Below are 21,080 nucleotides of genomic sequence, written 5' to 3' on the forward strand. Positions count from 1 at the left end.
CCCTCGCGCGGTCAGGTGCGGCCCGTCAGGTATGCCGACACGATCACGTTCGCCGTGTAGCTGCGGCTCACCCGGTCGAAGGTGCCGCCGCAGGTGATCAGGCGGAGTTCGGCGCGGTCCGCCTGCCGGGTGCCGTAGGCCTGGCGGGCGTCGAAGTCGGCGCGCTGGACGACCTCGACCTGGTCGACGGTGAACTCGGCGATCCTGCCGTCGTCACGGACCACTCGGATCGTCTCGCCCGCCCGCATGGTGCTGAGCTTGTAGAAGACGGCGGGACGGGTCTCGGTGTCGACGTGCCCGACCATCAGCGCGGTGCCCTTGGCGCCGGGTTTCGCACCGGCCGCGTACCAGCCGACGACGCCCGCCTGGTCGTACGGCGGCGGGTCGATCCCGCCCTGGGCGTCCAGGCCGCGGGCGACGACCGGTGCCTGGACGCCCAGTTCGGGGATGTCGATGCGCTGCGGCAGCGCGGACGTGAGCGGCGTGGCGGCGGGCGGCAGTTCGGCGCCCGCCGGGCGGCCCACGGCGGCCACGTCACCCGTGGTCGGCGCGGACGCCCCCGGCCGTACGTCGGTCACCTCGCGCCCCCACAGCCACAGCCCGAGCAGCAGCACCGCCCAGGCCACTCCGGTGACCAAACGGCCGGAGGAGCGTTCGGGGTCGGCCATCGCTCAGCCCGTCCCCCGGCTCCGGCGGGCGGCACGGGTGGCCCGGGCGCCGCGCGCGCCCCGGTACGCCACCACGGCCGCGGCCACACCCGCCAGCACCAGTCCGGTGACGGTCTGCGCCGTACCGGGGCCCTCCACCCGGGCCTCGTCGGCGGAGGCGAGCGGCGCGGTGCCGCCGCCGCCCGCGTGCACGGGGGCGATCGGGGAGGCGGGGGTGTCTCCGGGGACCGACGGCATGCGCGACGGGGTGCGGGTCGGGGTGTGCGACGGGGACGGGGGCGCGGCGATGACCGTGATGCGGCCCTTCACCTGGAAGTCGACGCAGGTGATCCTCACGTCGTAGGTGCCGGCCGCGATCGAGGAGCGGACCTGGGTCTCCCCGACGAGGGTGCCGCCCGTGCCGACGAGCCGGGCGTCCGCGACGAAGGCGGCCGAGGCCGCGGTGGCGGTCTTTCCGCCGCAGCCGCTGACCTTCAGGACGACCTCGGAGCCGGGCGTGGGGGTCTCGGGCGTCACGGAGACGCTGCCGCCCTTGCCTGCGCCGTCCTCGGCGAAGGCGTGGGCCGTGGGGAGGAGCACCGCGGCGGCGACCGCGGCACTCGCACAGAGAGTGACTTTCAGTGAACTCATCGTGAACCTCCAGCTCTCTGGAGACTCCCCCGCCGGGACCCGAACCGCATCCTCTGGCGGGGTCCCATTGCTCCGTACGGGTGTGTTCCGGCGCAGGCCGGGTTTCAGATCCGGTCGACGAGGTCCGCGATCGAGTCGACGACCTTCGAGGGGCGGTACGGGAAGTGCTCCACCTGCTCGGGCCGGGTCAGACCGGTGAGCACCAGGAAGGTCTGCATCCCGGCCTCCATGCCGGCCAGCACATCGGTGTCCATGCGGTCGCCGATCATCGCGCTGGTCTCGGAGTGGGCGCCGATCGCGTTCAGACCGGTGCGCATCATCAGCGGGTTCGGCTTGCCGGCGAAGTACGGCTGCTTGCCGGTCGCCTTGGTGATCAGCGCGGCGACGGCCCCGGTGGCCGGGAGGGGGCCCTCGGTGGAGGGGCCGGTCTCGTCCGGGTTGGTGCAGATGAACCGGGCGCCGTCGTTGATCAGCCGGACCGCCTTGGTCATCGCCTCGAAGGAGTAGGTGCGGGTCTCGCCCAGGACGACGTAGTCCGGCTCGTGGTCGGTGAGGATGTAGCCGATGTCGTGCAGGGCGGTGGTGACACCGGCCTCGCCGATGACGTACGCGGTGCCGCCCGGCCGCTGGTCGTCCAGGAACTGGGCGGTGGCGAGGGCCGAGGTCCAGATGTTGTCGATGGGCACGTCCAGGCCCATGCGCTGGAGACGGGCGTGCAGGTCGCGCGGGGTGTAGATCGAGTTGTTGGTCAGGACCAGGAACGGCCTGCCGGACTCGCGCAGCTTCTTCAGGAAGGCGTCGGCTCCGGGGATCGGGACGCCCTCGTGGATGAGCACACCGTCCATGTCGGTGAGCCACGACTCGATGGGCTTGCGGTCTGCCATGTGCGGGGGTCTCCTGCCGTACGCGGTGCTGCGTGCGCCCCAGCCTAATCACACGTCCGATCTTGAGGGAATGCCCGGAATCGGAGCGTCCACGGGCTGGGACCGCGGGAGCTCAGTTGCGGCGGCGGGCGAGCAGCAGAGCGATGCCGGCGGCGACGAAGCAGGCGGTGGCGGCGAGGAGGGCGGAGGTCGAGCCGAGGCCGCTGCGGGCGAGTTCGGCGGCCTCGTCGGCGAGGGAGGGGGCGTCGGTGGAGCGGGGGGAGGCGGAGTCGGCGGGGGAGGCGGCCGGGTCGGGAGTGGTCCCGGTCCCGGGGGTGGTCGTGCCACCGGGGTCGCTGGGGGTCTCGGGCGTGGGGGTGGTGGCGCCGGACCCCGCCTCGACGGCGAACCGGTAGTCGTTCGACTGTCCGATCCAGTCGCCGTCGTCGCCGTGCCGCTGGACGAGCGCCGCGTTGGCGGTGATGTCGTCTGACGTGGTGTCCGAGGTGAGCGCGAGCCGCACCTTGACGGTGAGGGTCTTGCCGGGAGCGACCGTGAAGCCGGGGAAGGCGCCGGGCTCCCCGTCGGGGCCGTCGGTGAAGGCGCCGACCAGCTCGTCCTCGTCGGTCGTCTCGAAGCGGACGGGGTGCGGCCGGCCGTCCGCGTAGAAGTCCAGGTGCGGCTGACCGGGCTTCAGGGCGCGCCCGGTGTCGACGAGGACGACGACCGGGTGGATCCCCGCGCAGGTGCGGTCGGTGGTGTTGGTGAGGTCGAGATACCAGGTGCCGTGGGCGCCGCCCGCGCGGTAGGAGTCCGGGCCGCCGTGCAGCCGGGTGGTGAGCGGGAACGCTTCGGCGTCGGAACCGGCGCAGGGCGCGCCGTCCTCGGCGTGCGCGGGCGCGGCGAACAGCGCGGCGGCCGCGGCGGCGGAGAGGGCGGCGGCGGCACGGCGGAGGGCGTCGGGCGTGGACACTCGCATGGTCAGGTGAGCCTGCCCGGCGGGCCGGGACAGGGGGCGGCGACACGACCGTACGACCATGTGATGTGCGGGTTTATCACCCCTTCGGCGCAGCGGAGGAAGGCAGCCCGGCCCCGCTCAGCCGTCCCCCCGCCCGAACACCGGCGCGAGCAGCAGCTGGGCCGCGCCGTCGGCGACCGCCCGGTCCCCGCCCGGGGCGAGCCGTACGGGTACGGCGCCGTCGGGTGTCCCCTCGCGGCGGGCGCGGTCGGCGAGCACCGAGGTGACCCCGCGGACGAACGGCCCCGGCGCCGCCGTGACCGTACGGCCGCCCAGCAGGACGAGGTCGATGTCGAGCAGCCCCACGAGGTTGGCGGCCCCCTCGCCGAGCACCCGGGCGGCCTCGCTCACGTCCCCCTTGGCGATGGCCGCGAGGCAGAGCGCCTCGACGCAGCCCCGGTTGCCGCACGAGCAGTGCAGCCCGTCCATCTGGATGACCTGGTGGCCGAACTCGCCGGCCCCGGTGCGCGTCCCCCGGTGCACGGTCCCGCCGATCACCAGTCCGGCCCCGAGGCCCGTGCCGAGGTGGAGGTAGGCGAAGGAGCCGCGCTCGCCGCCGACGGCGAGTCCGAGGGCGGCGGCGTTGGTGTCCTTGTCGACGACGACCGGTACCCCGAGGCGCTCGGCGAGGGCGTCGCGCAGGGGGAAGCCGTCCCACTCCGGGAAGCCGGTGACGCGGTGGAGCACGCCGTGGACGTGGTCGAGCGGCCCGGGCAGCGCGACCCCGACGCCGAGCAGCGGGCCGCCGACGTTGCGCCCCAGCTCCTCCGCCTCCCGCACCAGCGTCTCCAGCACCTCCTCGGCGCCCGCGCCCAGGTCCAGCGGCACCCGCCGCTCCCCCACCACGCTGCCGTCGAGGTCGGCCAGCACGGCCCGCAGTTCGTCGCGGTCCAGATGGACGCCGACGGCGTGCCCGGCGCCGGGGACCAGGCGCAGCAGCGTGCGCGGTTTGCCGCCGGTCGAGGCACGCTGACCCGCCTCGGCCGCGAACCCCTCCTCCCGCAGCCGGGCGGTGATCTTGCTGACGGCCTGTGGGGTGAGTCCGGTGCGGTCGGCGAGCTCCAGCCTGCTGATGCCGTCCCGGCCGGCCGACCGCAGCAGGTCGAGCACCAGCGCGGCGTTGTGGTTGCGCAGGTCCGGCAGGTTCACGCCGGTCGTGCGCCCGCTTCCGTTCGTCCCGTTCACTCCTCCATTGTCCCTCCTGCTTGCACTTTGGCAACAGCGTTGCGAAAGTGGGGCGCATGACTGGACGCAAGACTGGCGAGACCCCTCTGCGCGTGGGCCTGATCGGCTACGGCCTCGCGGGCTCGGTCTTCCACGCCCCGCTGATCGCCGGCACCGAGGGCCTCGCCCTGGACACGGTGGTCACCTCGCACCCCGAGCGGCAGGAACAGGCCCGCGCCGCGTTCCCGGACGTACGGCTCGCCGCCACCGCCGAGGATCTCCTCGCCCGCGCCGACGCGCTGGACCTGATCGTCGTCGCGTCCCCGAACCGCACCCATGTCCCCCTGGCCACGGCCGCCCTGAAGGCGGGCGTCCCGGTCGTGGTCGACAAGCCGGTCGCCGGCACCGCCGCCGAGGCACGGGCGCTGGCCGCCCTCGCCGACGAGCGGGGCCTGCTCCTCTCCGTCTTCCAGAACCGCCGCTGGGACAACGACTTCCTGACCCTCCGCCGGCTCCTGGCCGACGGCGAGCTGGGCGACGTACGACGGTTCGAGTCCCGTTTCGAGCGGTGGCGGCCGCAGCCGAAGGGCGGCTGGCGGGAGTCCGGCGACCCCGCAGAGATCGGAGGTCTGCTGTACGACCTCGGCAGTCATGTCGTCGACCAGGCACTGACGCTGTTCGGCCCCGCCGCCTCCGTGTACGCCGAGGCCGACGTCCGCCGCCCGGGCGCGGAGGCCGACGACGACACCTTCATCGCGCTCACCCACACGAACGGCGTCCGCTCCCATCTGTACGTCTCCGCGACCACCCCGCAACTCGGCCCGCGCTTCCGGGTGCTGGGTTCGACGGCGGGCTATGTGAAGTACGGTCTGGACCCCCAGGAGGCGGCCCTGCGCGAGGGCGGGCGCCCCGGGCCCGGCTGGGGCGAGGAACCCGAGGAGCTGTGGGGTCGCGTCGGCGCCGGGGAATCCCCCCTGACCGGCGGCGGACGACCCGTACGGACCCTCCCCGGGGACTATCCCGCCTACTACGCTGCGGTGTCCAAGGCACTGATCGACGGCGGCCCGAACCCGGTGACCGCCGTCGAGGCGGCCGCCGCCCTCGACGTCCTGGAGGCGGCCCGCCGTTCGGCACGAGACGGAGTGGCGGTGACGCTGTAATGGGCACCCACGAACTGACCCCGAAGTTCACCCCGGAGATCACCCCGACCCTGGAGGAGCTCCAGGCGCAGGAACGACGGCTGGTCTTCCGCCAGTTCACCCACGAGGACGCCTGGGCGCTCGGCTCGCTCCTGGTGGAGATGGCCCGGGAGCGCGAGGCCCCGGTGGCGGTCGACATCCACCGCGCCGGCCAGCAGCTCTTCCACGCGGCGCTGCCCGGCTCCACCCCCGACAACGACGCCTGGATCGCCCGCAAGCGCCGCGTGGTGGAGCGTTTCGGCGCCTCCTCCTACCTGGTCGGCGCCCGCTACCGCTCCAGGGGAACGACGTTCGAGGAGTCCTCCCGCCTGAACCAGGACGAGTACGCGGCCCACGGCGGCTCCTTCCCGATCAACGTGGAGGGCGTGGGAGTGGTGGGCGCGGTGACGGTGTCGGGCCTCCCCCAACTGGAGGACCACCGCTTCGTGGTCGAGGCCCTGGAACGGTTCCTGGAGAAGTACCTGTAGGAGAGACGCCTTTCTTGGGGGCGCGGGGATGTGACAGGTCTCTCAGGCGTTCTTGAACTCCTGCCGCTGTCTGCCCAACCCGGAGATCTCCAACTCCACGACATCCCCGGCCCGCAGGAACGGCTTCGGCTCGGGCGCGCCCAGCGCCACCCCCGCCGGCGTCCCCGTGTTGATCACGTCCCCGGGATAGAGCGTCATGAACCGACTGACGTACCGCACGACCTCCCCCACGGGAAAGATCTGCTCGGCCGTGGTCCCGTCCTGCTTCAGCTCCCCGTTGACCCACAGCCGCAGCGACAGATCCTGTGGATCACCGACCTCGTCGGCGGTCACCAGCCACGGCCCCAGCGGGTTGAACGTCTCGCAGTTCTTCCCCTTGTCCCAGGTCCCGCCCCGCTCGATCTGGAACTCCCGCTCGGACACGTCGTGCGCCACCGCGTACCCGGCGACATGGGCGAGCCCCTCCTCGGCCGACTCCAGGTAGCGGGCCGTACGCCCGATGACGACCGCCAGCTCCACCTCCCAGTCGGTCTTGGCGGACCCGCGCGGGACGAGCACGGTGTCGTACGGCCCGACGACCGTGTCCGGCGCCTTGAAGAAGACGACGGGCTCGGCCGGCGGCTCGGCGCCGGTCTCCCGGGCGTGGTCGTGGTAGTTCAGCCCGATGCACACGATCTTGCCGATGCGGCCCAGCGGCGGCCCGATCCGCAGCCCGGTCGCGTCGAGCGCGGGCAGCTCGCCGGCCTCGGCGGCCGCGCGGATCCGGCCGAGCGCGGCGGCGTCGGCGAGCAGCGCGCCGTCGATGTCGTCCACGACACCCGACAGGTCCCGCAGGGTTGCGTCGGCGTCGAGCAGCGCGGGGCGCTCCGCGCCCGCCGTACCGACTCGCAGCAGCTTCATAATCACCATCTCCGGGTGCAGCCATCGGATGACTGGTCGATCCTCCAAGCTGGAGGTGCACTCCGCAATACCCGGTTCACGTACTGGACCGTCACCGGTACAGCACCGCCCGCTCGACCGCGCTCCACGTCGTGCTGGTGATCACGTACAGCGCGGCGGCGAGCGGGACGACGGCCACGGTGGCCAGGGTGAAGAAGGACAGGAACGGCATCACCTTGGTGATCGCGCCGACGCCGGGGACGTCCTGGCCGGTGCCGGTCTCGGGCAGCGGGACCCGCCGCGCCCGCAGGAAGTTGAACGTGGCGACGGCCGCGACGACGACGAACAGCGCCAGATAGACCAGCCCCGCCGGCCCGAACGGCCCGTCGCCGCCCAGCGCGTCGGCCCAGCGGTCGCCGAGGGGCGCGGCGAGGAGCTGATGGCCGAGCAGACCGTTGGCCTCGCCGCCGATCGAGGTGCTGGAGAAGAGGTGGTAGAGGAGGAAGAAGGCGGGCATCTGGCAGAGGCTGGGCAGCAGTCCGGACAGCGGCGACACCTTTTCCTCGGCGTGCAGGTCGAGCACGGCCCGCTGGAGCTTCTCCGGGTTGCGGGCGTGCTTCCTGCGCAGCTCGGCGATCCTCGGCTGGAGCGCCGCGCGGGCCTTCTGCCCCCGGGCCGCCGCCCGGGACAGGGGGTGGACGAGGAGTCGTACGACAGCGGTGAACAGGACGATCGCGGCGGCCGCGGCGGACGCGCCGAACAGCGGCTGGAGCAGGTCGGCGAGGTGCTCGACCAGGGTGGCGAAAACGGACATGGGTGAGGAGCCCTCCGGGGGTCTCGTCGTGCCGAACTGCGGAAAGGGCGGCATGACGACCCGCGCGGGGTCACGGGGAGGAACGGATGTGCTCGGTGTGCCCTACGCGGCGGTCGCCGGGAGGGCGTGACCGGGGGCCCGGGGGCGGGGGCGGCCGGAGGCGTCCGGATCGCGTTGCGGCAGGAAGGCCGTACGCCGGGCGCGGTCCCTGATGGCCGTGCGCACCCGGGTGGGCGGTACGGCGGGCGCGCTGCGGGAGGCGACCAGGGCGCAGACGGTGAGCGCGGAGGAGGCGGCGGCGGTCGCGGCGAGCGCGACGGCGGCCGAGAGACTGCCGGCGTCGAGGAGGAGGACGTCGAGGACGAGGAAGAGGAGGAGCGGCACGGAACGCGCGGCGAGGCGCCTGCGGATCACGTTCCCCCCTCTCGTACGTCTTCTCTCACGCATCTTCTCTCGTACGTCTTCCTGTGATCCTACGGCCGGCCGGTCCCGATCGGTAGAACTCCCGTCTTGTATCAAGGGTTTGACACAAGAAGCGGTGCCCGGCATCTTGTACTCACCTCTTGATACAAGTATTCCACCGGGGGACGACATGATCGACACCGTCACGCCCGACAGACTCCTGGCCCGAGCCGATCTCTGCGCCCGCTGGGCCGGGCTGGCGCTCGGGGCGGCGGTCGCGCAGGGGCTGGCCACGATGGACAGCGACGACATGGCCATGCCGTTCGTGGCCGCCGTCACCGCCTTCGGACTGTGCGCGGTGGGCGGGGTGCTGCTCGGCGACTCGCTCACCCCCGCCCCGCAGGACCGGGTCCGCACGGCCGCCCTCGCCCCGCGCCGGGTCCGGGACCATGTACCGCCCCGGATGGCCCGGCTGCTGGTCTTCCAGTCGGCGTTCCTCGTCCTGCTGCTGACGATCGGGGTCGCCGCGGCCGACGCCGACCGCGCGGGCCACGGCGGCCGGGCCCTCGCCGTCACCTGCGCCGTCGGCCTGACCCGCCGGCTCACCCCCTGGCCGGGCCTCTACTACGCCACCCCGGTCCTGCTCTCCGTCACCCTCGGCACCGCCGCCTGCGCCTGGTCCCTGCGCCGCATCGCCCACCGCCCCGGCGAGAACCAGCAGCGCCACGACCGCAGTTGGGCGATCACCGCGGCCTGGGGACTGCTCGTCTCCAGTCAGCTGCTGCTCGTCCTGGGGATGATCGGCAGGGTGCTGTTCTACTCCCGGTGCGCCGGAATGCTGGGCAACGTCACCGCCCTGGTGATCTACCCGCTGGGCCTGCTGAGCCTGTTCACCCTCGGCTGGTCCGTGTTCACCATCGTGGTCCCCCGGGCTGTCGACGATGAGTGAAGCCGCCGTCCGCGTCGACACGACCAGCCAGGTTCCGCCGTACGAGCAGATCCGCGCCCAGCTCGCCGCCCTGATCCTCACCGGCCGGCTGACCGAGGGCGAACGCCTGCCGACCGTCCGCCAGCTCGCCGCCGACCTGGGCCTCGCCCCCGGCACCGTGGCCCGCGCCTACCGCGAACTGGAGGCCGCCGAACTGATCCGCACCCGCCGCGGCGCCGGCACCCGCGTCGCGGCCCTCCCCACCGAGCGGGCCCGCTTCGACCCCGCCCAACTCGCCACCCTGACCCGCGACTTCACTTCGGCGGCCCGCGCCCTGGGCGCGGGGACGGAGGCGATCCTCGCGGCGGTGCGGGAGGCGCTGGGGCGGGAGGGCTGAGCGGCTGACCCGGTGGCGGTCTACACACTGACCCCGGCGGGCTGCGCGGGAAGGCTCAGGGAGAACACCGAACCCACGCCGGGTTCGCTGGCCGCCTCGACCGTTCCGCCGTGGGCGGCGACGAGCTGGCGGACGATGGAGAGGCCCAGCCCGCTGCCTCCGGTGCGGCGGCTGCGGGACTTCTCCGCGCGCCAGAACCGGTCGAAGACATGGGGCAGATCCTCGGGGGCGATGCCGCTGCCGGTGTCGGCGACCTCGAAGACGACCCGCTCGGCCCGGTCGGCCCGCTCGGCCCGGTCGCCATGGCCGCCATGGCCGCCGCCGGCCGGCTCGCGGCGCGCGGTGAGGGTGATCGTGCCGTCGGCCGGGGTGTGGCGGATCGCGTTGGAGACCAGGTTGCCGAGCGCCTGCCGCATCCGGACGGGGTCGGCGTGCAGCCAGAGGACGTCGTCGCCCTTCGTCAGCAGGGCGACGCCGGCCGCGTCCGCCGCGACCCGATGGGCGGCCGCGACCTGGGCGAGCAGTTCGTCGGTGCGCACGGACTCGGGGTGCAGACGCAGGGTGCCCGCGTCGGCGGACGCGAGATCCTGCAGATCGTCGATGACGCGCTGGAGCAGCAGCGCCTCCTCGTGCAGGGAGTCGAGCAGAGCCGGTTCCGGGTCGACCGTGCCGTCCCGGGTGACCTCCAGCCAGCCGCGGATGTTGGTGAGCGGGGTGCGCAGCTCATGGGCGATGTCGCTGATCAGCGCCTTGCGCTGGGTCTCAAGACGCTCCCGGCGGTCGGCGAGGTCGTTGAACGCCTCGGCCAGGACACCGGTCTCGTCGCGCGTGGTGACGGGGACACGGAGGTGCAGTTCGGGCGGCTGCTGGGCCGCCCGGGTCAGCGCGCGCAGCGGTCGTACGAGCCGGGTGGCGACCACCGCGGTCACCACCACGGTGAGGGCGAGGACGAGACCGGCGGCGCCGACGACCTTGGCCTTGTTGGCGGGTGACATGTCGAAGCGCGGGGCGATGGTGTCCCCGGTGCCGAGGAACAGCTCGGCCGCGGGGGCGACGTACGGGTCGAGCTGGGCGCGGCGCGCGCTGTCCACGCAGCTCTGCGCCGTGCGGACCGCGGCGCTGTCCTCCCGGACCGGGGACCCCTCGAAGATGGCGCGGGGCCGCAGCGTCCGGTCCCAGACGTCGAGCGTGATGTAGAGCGGCGCCTCGGTCTCCACCTGCTGTCGCGTCAGACAGGACCGGGCCCCCTGGATCAGCGCGTCCAGGGCTTTCTCCTCCGTGTGCGTCTGCCCGTAGATGCCTTCGCCGGCGCACTGCTCCCGGTCGTAACCGCTGACGGTGTCCCCGTCCTCGTCGACGATCAGCGAACGCCCGGTGGGCGTCTCCATTAGCGTGGTCCGCAGGCCGGCGTGTGTCAGGCACTCCTGCTGCTTCTCGGCCTTGGCGCGCGACGCGGCGCGTTCGGCGGCCGTCAGCCGGAACGGCCCGACGGCCCGCGGGTCGATGCCGCTGCTCTGCGCACCCGGGTCCGTGAAGGTGTCGGTGTGCAGGGGGTCGACGGTCGCCGACGCCCGGGGCGGCAGCGAGGTGCCGTGCGCGGCGGAGTCGACGACGACCGAGCGGTCCACGGTGGTCAGGGCGATGCGCCGGCCCGTCTTCGCGGACAGGGCGCGCACGGTGGCGTCGACCCCGCTCCAGTCGGCATGGGTGGCGGCGTACCCGCTGAGGCGCTGCAGGATGTCCATGTCGTCGGCGAGGACCTGCCCCTGTTCCTCGCGCAGGGCCCGGGTGGTGGTCTGCACGGCCAGCCAGGCCGTCGCCGCGACGGAGCACACGGCGATGAGGACCGAGGTGATCAGCAGGCGTACGAGGAGACGCTTGTGCAGCGGGATGCCCCGGGTCACGCGCGCTCACCGCTGAGTTTGTAGCCCACCCCGAAGACGGTCAGCAGCCGGACCGGTCTGCGCGGGTCCCGCTCGGTCTTCTTGCGCAGATTCATGATGTGCACGTCGATCGCCCGTTCGGTGGAGGACCGGTCGAATCCCCGGGTGTAATGCAGCAACTGCCGCCGGGAGAAGACCCGTTCGGGCTCGGAGGCCATGGCGAGGAGGATCTCGTACTCGGCCGGGGTCACCTCGACGAGCGCGCCGTCGCAGCGCACCTCGTGCCGCAGCAGGTCGATGGCGATGCCCCCGGCCCGTACGACGGGATCCTCGCTCCGGCCGGCGGTGCGCTCGCTGCGCCGCAGGACCGTGCGGATACGGGCCATCAGCTCGCGCGGGCTGTAGGGCTTGGTCATGTAGTCGTCCGCGCCGATCTCCAGGCCGAGCAGCACATCGTCCTCGGTGGAGCGGGCGGTGAGCATGAGCACGGGGATGTCGTCGTCGCGGCGCAGCTCGCGGCACACCCCGTACCCGTCGATGACAGGCAGCATCAGATCCAGGACGACGAGGTCGGGCCGGTACCGGCGGGCCGCCTCGAGCGCGGCCCCGCCGTCGTGGACGACGGTGGCGGTATGCCCCTCCTTGAGGAGGGAAAGGCGTATCAGTTCCGCCTGTTTCTCGTCGTCCTCGGCTACCAGCACATAAGCGCACACGCGGCCGATGCTAGGCGGACGGAAGCGTGAGCAGGACGGTGAATGAGGCTTCCCACATGCTCACGGCTTCCTGACATCCCTGTGCCGTGCCCGGCCCGCGCGGGCTCGTCAGCGGCTCAGCGAGTCGGCGTCACCCATGACGATCACCGGGTTCAGGTCGGGGTCCAGGGCGCGCAGCAGGTCCTTCATGTGGTCCTCGCTCACACTGACGCAACCGTGGGTGGGGCCGCCGTGGTCGACGTGCAACCATATGCCGCCGCCGCGGCTCGAGCCCATCGGCCGGATCCAGTCCAGGGGCGAGGTGCCCGGCTCGCGGTTGTAGTTGATGGCGACCACGTAGTCGAACGAGCCCGCCAGCTGCTCTCCCTCGAAGCCCGTGCCGGACACGGTGAAGGAGCCGGAGCGGCTGTAGGGCAGCCGGGACCCGGGGTCGGGGAGCAGCCCGCCGGCGTCCGTGAGGCCGAACACGCCGATGGGTGAGCGCAGGTCACCGGCCATGTGGTGGTCGCTCCAGCCGTCGCGGGCGTTGTGCGCGGCCCAGCTCGCCCCGGCCCGCCAGCCGTCCTCGGTCCGCTCGTACAGCACCACGGTGGACTGCGACGAGTCCTTGTCGCGGCCCGTCACCACGACGGCCTGCCGGGTCCCGGACGGCACCTCGGCCAGGGTCCTGGGTCCGAGGCCCGGGAGTTCCTGCGGCAGCTGCTGCCGGGTGCCCTTCAGGGAGACCTCGGGCACGGACGAGGTTCCGCTCCGGGTGGCCGCGGCCGACGGGTGTCCGGGGGCGGCCGGCACCGCGGCCGACCTGTGTCCGGGAGCGGCCACCGCGCCGCCGCCGCAGCCGGTGAGCAGGAGCGAAGCGGCCAGGGCGGCGGCCGGTACGCTCAGCGCCGCCGGTCGCGACGCAAGGTGGCGGAGAGGTCTGATCATGCTTCGACCCTGACCGACACCTATGAGGAACTCGTCAGGTTCTCGTGCCCGTTCCGTGTCCGGGGTCGGTGCGGCGCCCGAGCCCTCCCAGGGGCCCCTCGGGGGTCTCTCGGGGGTCTCTCGGGGGTCTCTCGGGGAGCCCGCTACCCGCGGGGCCGCGACGAGACCAGCTTCCCCCACACCACCAGCCGGTACCGCGAGGTGTACTCGGGTGTGCAGGTGGTGAGGGTGAGGTAGTGGCCGGGGAGGGTGTAGCCGTAGGCGGGCTCGGTCAGGGAGCGGGGCACGGGCCGGATGACGCCCGAGTCACGGGGTGAGGTCCGCGGCAGGATCTTGTCGACGATGTAGGTGTAGGTCGCGTTCCTCGTCTCCACCTCCACCGTGTCGCCCTTCTTGAGGCGGTTGAGGTGACGGAAGGGTTCGCCGTGGGTGTTGCGGTGCCCGGCGAGCGCGAAGTTGCCGGCCCGGCCGGGCTGTTGGGTGCGGGTGTAGTGGCCGACGTACCCCTTGTTGAGGACCTTCTGCTTGTCGGTGCCCTCGGCGACGGGGACCCGGAGGCCGAGGCGGGGGATGCGGAGGACGGCGTACGCCTGGGAGGCGCGGGGGTTCGCCCCGGCGCTCGTGCCGGTGTCGGCGCCGGAGGTCGCGCCGCCGCTCGCCCCGGAGGTCGCGCCGGAGTTCGTACGACCCGTCGTATCGGAGCCGGATGGATCCGTCGAGGAGCCACCGGACCGCCCGCCCCCGCCGCCCGCGTCGGAGTCCCCGACCCCGCCACCCCACTCCCGCTCCAGCGCCGCCACCTTCCGTTCGGCGCCCTCCCGTGCCGCCCGGTTGGTCCACCACAGCTGATGGGCGACGAGGAGGAGGACCAACACCCCTGCGGTGACGAGGAGTTCGGCACCGGTCCAGAGCACCCGCCGATACCGGGCACGCCGCCGCAGGGAGCTGTGCTGCACGAGGGGAATCCGCACGCTGCGCGCCATCGGGGCACGATAAGGCCGTAACGACGAGCTCTCCAGAGCCCTGCACGCACGACCTGCGTGTTCGCCCCCTCGAACCCACCGGGGTGCACCCCCGCCCCCTTCCTCCACAGGTTATAGAAAGCGCTGTCAGAACTCTCGACAACCCCACGCGTCACGCCCGATGCTTCGTTTCGGCCGCACGGGACCGGCCACCCACTCGGAGCGGAGTAGCCATGATCCGACGCAGGACACTGCTGGCCGCCACCGGCGGCGCGCTCTTCGGAAGCGCACTGGCCACGGGCACCGCCCACGCCGACGCAACCATCTCCGTCAACCCGTCCACGTCCTACGGCACCTGGGAAGGCTGGGGCACCTCGCTCGCCTGGTGGGCGAACGTCTTCGGCGCCCGGGACGACTTCGCCGACGCCTTCTTCACCACCAAGTCGGTGACCTACAACGGCACGAGCCTGCCCGGCCTCGGCCTGAACATCGCCCGCTACAACCTGGGCGCGTGCAGCGGGAACACGGTGAGCGGCGCGTCGATGGTGGCCTCCGCCAACATCCCCGCCTACAAGCAGATCGAGGGCTACTGGCAGGACTGGAACAACGAGGACCCCACGTCCTCGGCCTGGGACTGGACGGCGGACGCCACCCAGCGCGCGATGCTCCAGAAGGCCGTCTCCCGGGGCGCGACGACCGAGCTCTTCGCCAACTCCCCCATGTGGTGGATGTGCCTGAACCACAACCCGTCCGGCGCCTCCGACGGCGGCAACAACCTCCAGTCCTGGAACTACCGCCAGCACGCCTCGCACCTGGCCGCGGTGGCCCTCTACGCCAAGAACAACTGGGGCGTGAACTTCGCGACGGTCGACCCCTTCAACGAGCCGTCCTCGTCCTGGTGGACGGCGACCGGCACGCAGGAGGGCTGCCACATGGACTCGACGGTCCAGTCGGCCGTACTGCCGTACATGCGCAGCGAGTTGGACAAGCGCGGCCTGACGTCGACGAAGATCTCCTCGTCGGACGAGACGAGCTACGACCTGGCCCGCACCACCTGGAACTCCTTCTCCTCGACCACGAAGGGCTATGTCAACCGGGTCAACGTCCACGGCTACCAGGGCTCGGGCGGCCGCCGGGACCTCCTCTACACGGACGTCGTCACGACGGCCGGCAAGGCCCTGTGGAACTCCGAGACCGGTGACAGCGACGGCACCGGCTACACCATGGCCTTCAACCTCCTGTACGACTTCCGCTGGCTGCACCCGACGGCGTGGGTCTACTGGCAGGTCATGGACCCGACGGCGGGCTGGGGCGTGATCAAGTACGACGCGAGCACCCTGACGGCCGGCGCGATCGAGCGGAAGTACTACGTGATGGCCCAGTTCAGCCGGCACATCCGCCCCGGCATGAAGATCCTGGACACGGGCGTGAGCAACGCGGTGGCGGCGTACGACGCGTCGGCGAAACGCCTCGTGATCGTGGCCCTGAACACCTCCACGTCCGCCCAGACCCTGACGTTCAACCTGTCGAACTTCACCACGGTGACGGGCGGCACGAACGGGCTGGTCCCACGCTGGAACACGGTCACGACGAGCGGGGACCAGTACAAGGCGTACTCGGACACCTTCCTGAGCGGGAAGACGGTCGCCGTGCCCTTCGCGGCGAAGTCGGTGCAGACGCTCCAGGTGGACAACGTGACGATCTAGCGGTGCCGGGCGGCCCCGGGGGCCTGTGCCCTGACACAGGCCCCTCCTGGTCTCCCCGACCTTCCTGGCCTGCAGATCTCTCACCTTTGTCACCAGCGGGCAGTACGGTGTCGTGCATGCGCCCCGACACGCCCGCCGAAAACGTCGACCACACCGCCGAAGCGGCCCGCCTCGAGCGGACCGCCGGCCTGTACCCCGAGGACGCCGAGCCGCTGCTGCTGCAGGCCGCGGCCCATCTGGAACTCTCCGGCGACCGCCCCGCCGCGAGCACCCTCTACGACCGCCTGCTGTCGTCCGCGGACAGCGGCGACGCCCTGGACAACCCCCACCTGGTCCGGGCCCTCAAGGCCTCGAACCTGTGGGAGTACGGCCATGAGGCCGAGGCCCGAGCGATCATCGAGGGCATCCGCGCGGCCGCCCCGCGCGACCCGGCCCCCTGGGTGATCGTCGCGGAGTCCCTGGAGTCCCACGACGAGCTGGAGGCGGCGGAGGCGGCGTTCACGGAGGGTGCACGGGTCCTGCTGACCGACGTACCGGAGCCCCCGTACGCCACCCACGCCCTCCTCTTCGGCCGCCACCGCGTACGGCGGATGCTGGGCGCCCCCCACGACGAGTGGGACCTGCTGGCCGACACGCTCCACTCCTCCCCGGTCTCCCTGGACGAACTCCACGACCCCAAGCGCGTGTGGTCCCTCGGCTCGGACAACCCGGCGGAGTTGGCGGCGGAGATCTCCCGCCTCCGCGCCGAACTGGGCACCTACCGCGAGGCCCTCTCCCGCCCCTTCCCGGTGGCGGTCCTGCACTGGCCGACGGGCGAGCTGACGGAGCTGGTGTCCGCGTACCCGGCCCTGACGACGGAGTACGCCTCACACGAGGAGCACCTGTCGACGATAGAGGCGTCGCTGCGGGAACTGGCCGCCTCCGGCACTCCGAATCTGGGGATCGTCACCGGCACGGTCCCCTCTTACGAGGCCTTCGCCGCGTCGGAGGGCACGTCCCCGGGAGACACCGACCTGCTGCCCCAGTACGCGACGACCTTGGCGGCCCGGGGACGAGCCGTGGCCTGGCCGCCGCAGCGGGGGGCTTCTTGCTGGTGCGGGTCGGAGTCGGCGTATGAGGGATGCCACGGGATGGCGGGCTGAGGCCAGGTGCGAGGGTGCCCCCGCGCGATTCGTCGAGCGTGGGGGCCGCAGGTCCTGAGCCCGCCCGGTGCGGGTCCTAAGTCCGGCGCAGGGACGTATCTCGGTCCCTGGCCCGATGGTCGCTCATCGGCGGGCGGCTAGCGTCGGGTGACATGAACATCGACGGCACGCTCGACGAGGCTTACGAACGGCTGCATCGGACGGGACCGGAGTTCGAGGGCTGGTTGTCCAACCACGGCCCCATGGCGGTGGAGTCCATGGTCCGACGCGGACACGCGCGCCAGGTCCACCGCTGGCTGGACCTCTACCTGCGCCGACTGGACGACCGGCCGCGCGGTACCTCGCCCCTCACCGCCGACGGATGGCGCACGGCACTCGGGGATCCGCGCCGCCTCGGTGACTGGCTCGAGTTCTTCGAACGCGAGGTGGTCGAACAGCCCTGGCGCGCGGTGCTGGAAACGTGGTGGCCCCGGCTTCTGCCCGGCATCGCGGCCGGCGCCACCCACGGGGTGATCCGCACCGGCCACGCCGTCCACACCCTGCTGGACCACGAGGACGCGCCACGCCTGACCGAGCTCGGCCAAGCCCTCGGCTACTGGGCGGCACGCTGGCAGCCCGTCCCGTTCACTGCCTCGTCCGCTCCCTCGTCCGGAACCGCCGACCCGGCGTCCGCCCTCGACGGCGTTCCGCGCGTGCCCGACCAGAGCGCGGGCATCAACCACCGGCTCGACCAGCTCACCGACCTGACGAGCTGGCCCACCGCGCTGGCCGCCCTGCAACCCGCCGCCGACGCCGAGCAGGCCCGGCAGCTGCTGGCCGACCTGACGGCCGCCGCCGGCGTGCGCTACCTCCCGAACGCGCACGGCAACCCCGTCATGCTGGTGCACGCCGTGACCGCGCCCATGGCCGTCCTGCGCACCCTGCCCGCGCTCCCCGGCACCCAGTGGGTCATGAGCCTGCACGCGGCCTGGGCGGCGAGCGCGGCCGTGACCGCGGCCTACACCCCCGCCGCACCCGCGCCCCGGGACAGCCTCCCCGCCGCCCCCGAGTCGGTGGATTCGGCGGAGTCGGCGGACGAGGTGTTCGCCCTCGCCGTCCGCCACCAGGACGAGCACGTCATCAAGCTCGCCGACACCTGCGTCGACGTGCACCGCCGCACGGGCCACCCCGACGCGCTCGCGGCGGTGATCCGCGCGGCAGAGCTGATCGACGAGCTCTGAGGCCGCCATCCACCGGAATCAGCACTCGCTTCGCCACCATTCCTTGCCGGATTCATGGCCCCTGCAACCGACGAGACGTGTTGAATGGCGTGGCTGAAGGTCCGTCACTCAACTGGTCATGGGGGCTCTTGATGTTGCCGGAAATCTTGATCGCGCTCGCGGCTTCGGGAGGAACGGCGGTGGTGACGGCGGCCGGCACTGACGCCTGGACCGAGACCCGAACCATCGTGGCCCGCCTCCTGGGCCGGGACGGCCGACGGGAAGAGACAGTCCTGCAGCGCCTCGACCAGACCGCCGCCGAACTCGCCCGCGTCCCTGCCGGAGACACCCGGACAGCACTGGAACAGGTAAGCGACGAACAGGCCCGGTCCTGGCAGACGCGCTTCGAGGACCTGCTCGAGGATCTGCCGGAAGCAGCGAGGAACGAGGCCGTCGAGGAGCTGCGGCGCCTGGTCGAGCACGTCCGACAGCACGGTCCCGGCTCAGGCGCCTCGGCCGGCGACGGTGGTATCGCGGCCAACGGCGGCGTGATCGTCACCGCCACCGGCGGCTCGGTGGCGGCCGGTGTGCTGAACGGAGACGTGCGCGTGGGCCCTCCGGGGCCGGGGGCGACCCAGGACTGACCGCCCCCGGCCTGTCAGGTCCACGACGCACTGACGCCGCCACCCCGCCCGGAAGGCCGCCGCACCAGTCGAATTCCGGTGACGGCCGCCTCCCGGACGACACCGCCCCCACCACCATCACCGCCTCCGACCGTGCGATAGCGATCGGTCACGCCGACAACGTCTCTTTCCTGCAGCGACACTCACGCCGCATCCGCATGGTGATCGTGCCCGTCATCGTGGTGGGCGGGGCGATCACAGCCATCACTCTCCTGCCGAACTCGTCTCCTCCGCCGAACCCGGAGCGCGCTTCCCCGACCCTGCCCCCAACATCCTCCGCGTCGCAGTCACGCCCGCCAGCGCCATCGCCGTCACCTTCCAGCTCACTCTCCGCCACCGGTTCCCCCTCGGGCCCGGCCGCGGCACGAGCGTCCAGCTCGGCGGAGGCCGTGGCACAGCCGGGAAGAACGGACGCGGGCACCACCCCGGAAGAAGCCGGGAAGCCGTCGTCCCCGGAGTCCAAGGCGGCCGGCGGCACACTCACCCCGGGCTCCATGGCGACCCTCCGGAACGTCTCCACGAACCAGTGCGTGTCCGGCGACGCCTCCTCGGTCTACCCCAGCTTCGGCACCTGCGGCTCCAGCGACGCCTACGCCTGGACCCTGCGCTCCTCCAGCGGAGACACCTTCGAACTGGTCAACGGCGCGGGCGGAAAATGCCTCTCGGCACCCTTCAACAACGACTACGCGGCCCAACTGGAAACCTGCGGCGGAGTCGGAGGAACGGGCTACATCCACTGGCGCTTGGGCAGCCCCACCTCAACAGGCCAAACCCTGAAGAACACCGAGACCGGCCACTGCCTGGAGATCGCCACACCGTCCTTCGGCGGCGCCAAGCAGGTCATGGTGACTACGTGCGACGGCGGTCAGACTCAGCAACTGTGGAAGGACGGGGGGAACGCGTCCGGCTGAAGGCAGCGAACCGGATGGCAGGCGGGACGGAACGTAACGGTCCCCCCGGCCCGCCGCCAGCCGCCAATCCCACCCGGCGTGCCTGCGAGGCGCCCCCGCGCCCTCCACCCGGTTCAGAACGCACCCAACCCCAGGGCTCACCCCCTGGACCCCCGCTTTCCCCGGGCCGCTCGCTCGCTTCTCCCCCGTGCTGGAGCGGGTCGGGTCAGGGGTGGCCCGAAGGGCCATCGGCGCAGCCGACGCGAAACGCAGCGCAGCGGAGTGAAGCGCCCTTGACGCGACCCGCGGAAGCACGACACTGCCAAGAAGCGAGTGGCCCTACGGCAACTGCCGAGCCCACCTACCGGAGATAGGCACCCAACGTCACGCCTAGCTGGCGCCAGCAGCCCCTTCCCACCGCTCCCGGTGGTACCGAACATACTCTTCGTGCACTTTATGCTTCGCGTCCCTATTGAGCTTCGCTCGCACATTTTCGCCGAGAATTCCGGCGCGAACGATGATCGACCAATCGTCGTCTATGACGATCGCCCCCATGTCTAGCCTGACGTGACAATTAGGGCAAAGGCATAGAATGTTCCGCTCTACATCGGGGCCATGGTGAGGCTTACCCAAGGGGCGTATGTGAGCGCCCTCGCTGTAGGGCTGGGCATCTGGACCAACCAAGCGCACACCGCAGATCTGGCACTCGTGGTCGTAGAGTTCCTTGACGCGCCTGGCCGCGGCAGCATCCCGCACGATGCGCTGGACCTGGGTGGCACGCGTCGTAGGGAACTTCCCTTCTCCATCCTCCTGCTGGACCAACACCTCAGCGATCCGGCGTTCAGCCGGGGTCAGTTCCTGTTCAGGATCGGAAAGCCGCTCCATAACGAACTGGCAGATTTCGATGGGTGAGCCGTCGGGCGCCGGTGACTTCGATATAGCTGTACGTACAGCCGTGATCTTGTACAGGCCGTCATATCGGTAGCCCTTAGGTAAGGAGTACCGCCGATCCCCCTTGGGGCCTCGGATGATGCGAATGTGATGCCCCCGCTCGAAGCTGAGCTTGAGCGCCGCGTTGTCCGGATACTCCCAAGACTGACTCCGCAGAAGCGTCTTGCCGTCTTTGGCCTTCTCCTTGTCTGGTGATGCGCCGGTGTACTGGATCCAGGCCCAGCCATCCTCGTCGTCTTCGTACCCCCCGTTAAGGACGACGGCGTCGGCGACGTAGACGCCGTCCGCATCCTTCACGCGGGAGATCCCTCGCATGTTGTCGCCATGAAGCTTCGCGGCCCTCACTTCAGCACGCCCGGGAAAGACCTCACCAGGCACGACGCCATCTATGTGACCGATAACTCGCTCTACCATCGCACCATCCTGACCGAAGACGATCACTTACGTCACGTCAGATTTCAACTATGATCGGTCAGCTGCGGTTCCCAACCCCCACCCCTCCTGTGTCAGTGCCCCCTGTTAGAACTGGTCATGGCGCAACAAGCGATCGAGGGGGCCCAGCGTGGTTCAGCCAGGGGATCTGTCACAACCTGTC

General features: G+C 71.7%; 22 protein-coding genes. 9 read left to right on the top strand and 13 right to left on the bottom strand.

Features of this window, described 5'->3' with window-relative positions:
* Positions 1 to 11: 11 nt before the first annotated feature.
* The 5 genes from ABZ464_RS36455 to ABZ464_RS36475 form a co-directional block, all read right to left on the bottom strand.
* The gene (locus tag ABZ464_RS36455; RefSeq protein ID WP_359284617.1) at positions 12 to 668 is read right to left on the bottom strand and encodes a class F sortase; all 657 of its coding nucleotides are present in this window, start codon (positions 666 to 668) and stop codon (positions 12 to 14) included.
* Between the two features lie 3 nt (positions 669 to 671).
* Complete coding sequence (locus tag ABZ464_RS36460; RefSeq protein ID WP_359284619.1) at positions 672 to 1,298, bottom strand: hypothetical protein; 627 nt, start codon at positions 1,296 to 1,298, stop codon at positions 672 to 674.
* 104 nt (positions 1,299 to 1,402) lie between these two features.
* A complete protein-coding gene (locus ABZ464_RS36465; protein ID WP_359284621.1) occupies positions 1,403 to 2,182 on the bottom strand; it encodes an HAD-IIA family hydrolase in 780 nt (259 codons plus the stop codon).
* Between the two features lie 112 nt (positions 2,183 to 2,294).
* Positions 2,295 to 3,140: a hypothetical protein gene (locus ABZ464_RS36470; RefSeq protein WP_359284624.1), complete on the bottom strand. Its 846-nt coding sequence runs from the start codon at positions 3,138 to 3,140 to the stop codon at positions 2,295 to 2,297.
* 117 nt (positions 3,141 to 3,257) lie between these two features.
* Entirely contained in the window at positions 3,258 to 4,364 is a 1,107-nt protein-coding gene (locus tag ABZ464_RS36475; protein WP_359284627.1) for an ROK family transcriptional regulator, read from the bottom strand.
* A gap of 56 nt (positions 4,365 to 4,420) precedes the next feature.
* On the opposite strand from ABZ464_RS36475, the gene ABZ464_RS36480 reads away from it, so the two are divergent.
* Both ABZ464_RS36480 and ABZ464_RS36485 read left to right on the top strand, forming a co-directional pair.
* Positions 4,421 to 5,503 carry a Gfo/Idh/MocA family oxidoreductase gene (locus ABZ464_RS36480; RefSeq protein ID WP_359284629.1) on the top strand — a complete coding sequence of 361 codons (1,083 nt, stop codon included), beginning with the start codon at positions 4,421 to 4,423 and terminating at the stop codon, positions 5,501 to 5,503.
* Entirely contained in the window at positions 5,503 to 6,009 is a 507-nt protein-coding gene (locus tag ABZ464_RS36485; protein ID WP_359284631.1) for a heme-degrading domain-containing protein, read from the top strand. Before ABZ464_RS36480 ends, ABZ464_RS36485 begins: the two co-directional genes overlap by 1 nt.
* Positions 6,010 to 6,051: 42 nt before the next feature.
* Here the strand turns inward: ABZ464_RS36485 and ABZ464_RS36490 are convergent, their stop codons facing one another.
* From ABZ464_RS36490 to ABZ464_RS36500, 3 genes are all read right to left on the bottom strand, one after another.
* A complete protein-coding gene (locus ABZ464_RS36490; RefSeq protein ID WP_359284634.1) occupies positions 6,052 to 6,909 on the bottom strand; it encodes a fumarylacetoacetate hydrolase family protein in 858 nt (285 codons plus the stop codon).
* A gap of 91 nt (positions 6,910 to 7,000) precedes the next feature.
* A complete protein-coding gene (gene yidC / locus ABZ464_RS36495) occupies positions 7,001 to 7,702 on the bottom strand; it encodes a membrane protein insertase YidC (protein ID WP_359284636.1) in 702 nt (233 codons plus the stop codon).
* A gap of 102 nt (positions 7,703 to 7,804) precedes the next feature.
* Positions 7,805 to 8,116 (bottom strand): DUF6412 domain-containing protein, encoded by a 312-nt coding sequence (locus ABZ464_RS36500; protein ID WP_359284639.1) that lies wholly within the window; start codon positions 8,114 to 8,116, stop codon positions 7,805 to 7,807.
* A 178-nt stretch (positions 8,117 to 8,294) separates the two neighbouring features.
* Here ABZ464_RS36500 and ABZ464_RS36505 point away from each other — a divergent pair, with 178 nt between their 5' ends.
* Both ABZ464_RS36505 and ABZ464_RS36510 read left to right on the top strand, forming a co-directional pair.
* The gene (locus ABZ464_RS36505) at positions 8,295 to 9,053 is read left to right on the top strand and encodes a hypothetical protein (RefSeq protein WP_359284641.1); all 759 of its coding nucleotides are present in this window, start codon (positions 8,295 to 8,297) and stop codon (positions 9,051 to 9,053) included.
* The gene (locus ABZ464_RS36510) at positions 9,046 to 9,429 is read left to right on the top strand and encodes a GntR family transcriptional regulator (RefSeq protein ID WP_359284644.1); all 384 of its coding nucleotides are present in this window, start codon (positions 9,046 to 9,048) and stop codon (positions 9,427 to 9,429) included. The genes ABZ464_RS36505 and ABZ464_RS36510 overlap by 8 nt, the downstream gene beginning before the upstream one ends.
* A 20-nt stretch (positions 9,430 to 9,449) precedes the next feature.
* Here ABZ464_RS36510 and ABZ464_RS36515 read toward each other — a convergent pair whose 3' ends face one another.
* The 4 genes from ABZ464_RS36515 to ABZ464_RS36530 form a co-directional block, all read right to left on the bottom strand.
* Positions 9,450 to 11,333: a HAMP domain-containing sensor histidine kinase gene (locus tag ABZ464_RS36515; protein ID WP_359284647.1), complete on the bottom strand. Its 1,884-nt coding sequence runs from the start codon at positions 11,331 to 11,333 to the stop codon at positions 9,450 to 9,452.
* On the bottom strand, positions 11,330 to 12,025 hold the full coding sequence (locus ABZ464_RS36520; protein WP_359284648.1) for a response regulator transcription factor: 696 nt from the start codon (positions 12,023 to 12,025) through the stop codon (positions 11,330 to 11,332). The genes ABZ464_RS36515 and ABZ464_RS36520 overlap by 4 nt, the downstream gene beginning before the upstream one ends.
* Positions 12,026 to 12,133: 108 nt before the next feature.
* The gene (locus ABZ464_RS36525; protein WP_359284650.1) at positions 12,134 to 12,952 is read right to left on the bottom strand and encodes a L,D-transpeptidase family protein; all 819 of its coding nucleotides are present in this window, start codon (positions 12,950 to 12,952) and stop codon (positions 12,134 to 12,136) included.
* Between the two features lie 143 nt (positions 12,953 to 13,095).
* Positions 13,096 to 13,935, bottom strand: a complete 840-nt coding sequence (locus ABZ464_RS36530) for a class E sortase (protein WP_359284652.1) — start codon at positions 13,933 to 13,935, stop codon at positions 13,096 to 13,098.
* Positions 13,936 to 14,147: 212 nt separating this feature from the next.
* On the opposite strand from ABZ464_RS36530, the gene ABZ464_RS36535 reads away from it, so the two are divergent.
* The 5 genes from ABZ464_RS36535 to ABZ464_RS36555 all read left to right on the top strand — a co-directional run bounded on the left by ABZ464_RS36535 (position 14,148) and on the right by ABZ464_RS36555 (position 19,555).
* On the top strand, positions 14,148 to 15,620 hold the full coding sequence (locus ABZ464_RS36535; RefSeq protein ID WP_359284653.1) for a beta-1,6-galactanase: 1,473 nt from the start codon (positions 14,148 to 14,150) through the stop codon (positions 15,618 to 15,620).
* A gap of 116 nt (positions 15,621 to 15,736) precedes the next feature.
* Complete coding sequence (locus ABZ464_RS36540) at positions 15,737 to 16,762, top strand: hypothetical protein (RefSeq protein ID WP_359284656.1); 1,026 nt, start codon at positions 15,737 to 15,739, stop codon at positions 16,760 to 16,762.
* A gap of 152 nt (positions 16,763 to 16,914) precedes the next feature.
* Complete coding sequence (locus ABZ464_RS36545; RefSeq protein ID WP_359284658.1) at positions 16,915 to 17,982, top strand: questin oxidase family protein; 1,068 nt, start codon at positions 16,915 to 16,917, stop codon at positions 17,980 to 17,982.
* A gap of 77 nt (positions 17,983 to 18,059) precedes the next feature.
* Positions 18,060 to 18,605: a hypothetical protein gene (locus ABZ464_RS36550; protein WP_359284660.1), complete on the top strand. Its 546-nt coding sequence runs from the start codon at positions 18,060 to 18,062 to the stop codon at positions 18,603 to 18,605.
* Positions 18,606 to 19,033: 428 nt separating this feature from the next.
* Positions 19,034 to 19,555 carry a ricin-type beta-trefoil lectin domain protein gene (locus tag ABZ464_RS36555; protein WP_359284661.1) on the top strand — a complete coding sequence of 174 codons (522 nt, stop codon included), beginning with the start codon at positions 19,034 to 19,036 and terminating at the stop codon, positions 19,553 to 19,555.
* 369 nt (positions 19,556 to 19,924) lie between these two features.
* On the opposite strand, the gene ABZ464_RS36560 is transcribed toward ABZ464_RS36555, so the two are convergent.
* On the bottom strand, positions 19,925 to 20,926 hold the full coding sequence (locus tag ABZ464_RS36560) for a YDG/SRA domain-containing protein (RefSeq protein ID WP_359284663.1): 1,002 nt from the start codon (positions 20,924 to 20,926) through the stop codon (positions 19,925 to 19,927).
* Positions 20,927 to 21,080: the final 154 nt, after the last annotated feature.

The sequence above is a fragment of the Streptomyces sp. NPDC005820 genome (assembly GCF_040630255.1).
GTDB lineage: Bacteria > Actinomycetota > Actinomycetes > Streptomycetales > Streptomycetaceae > Streptomyces.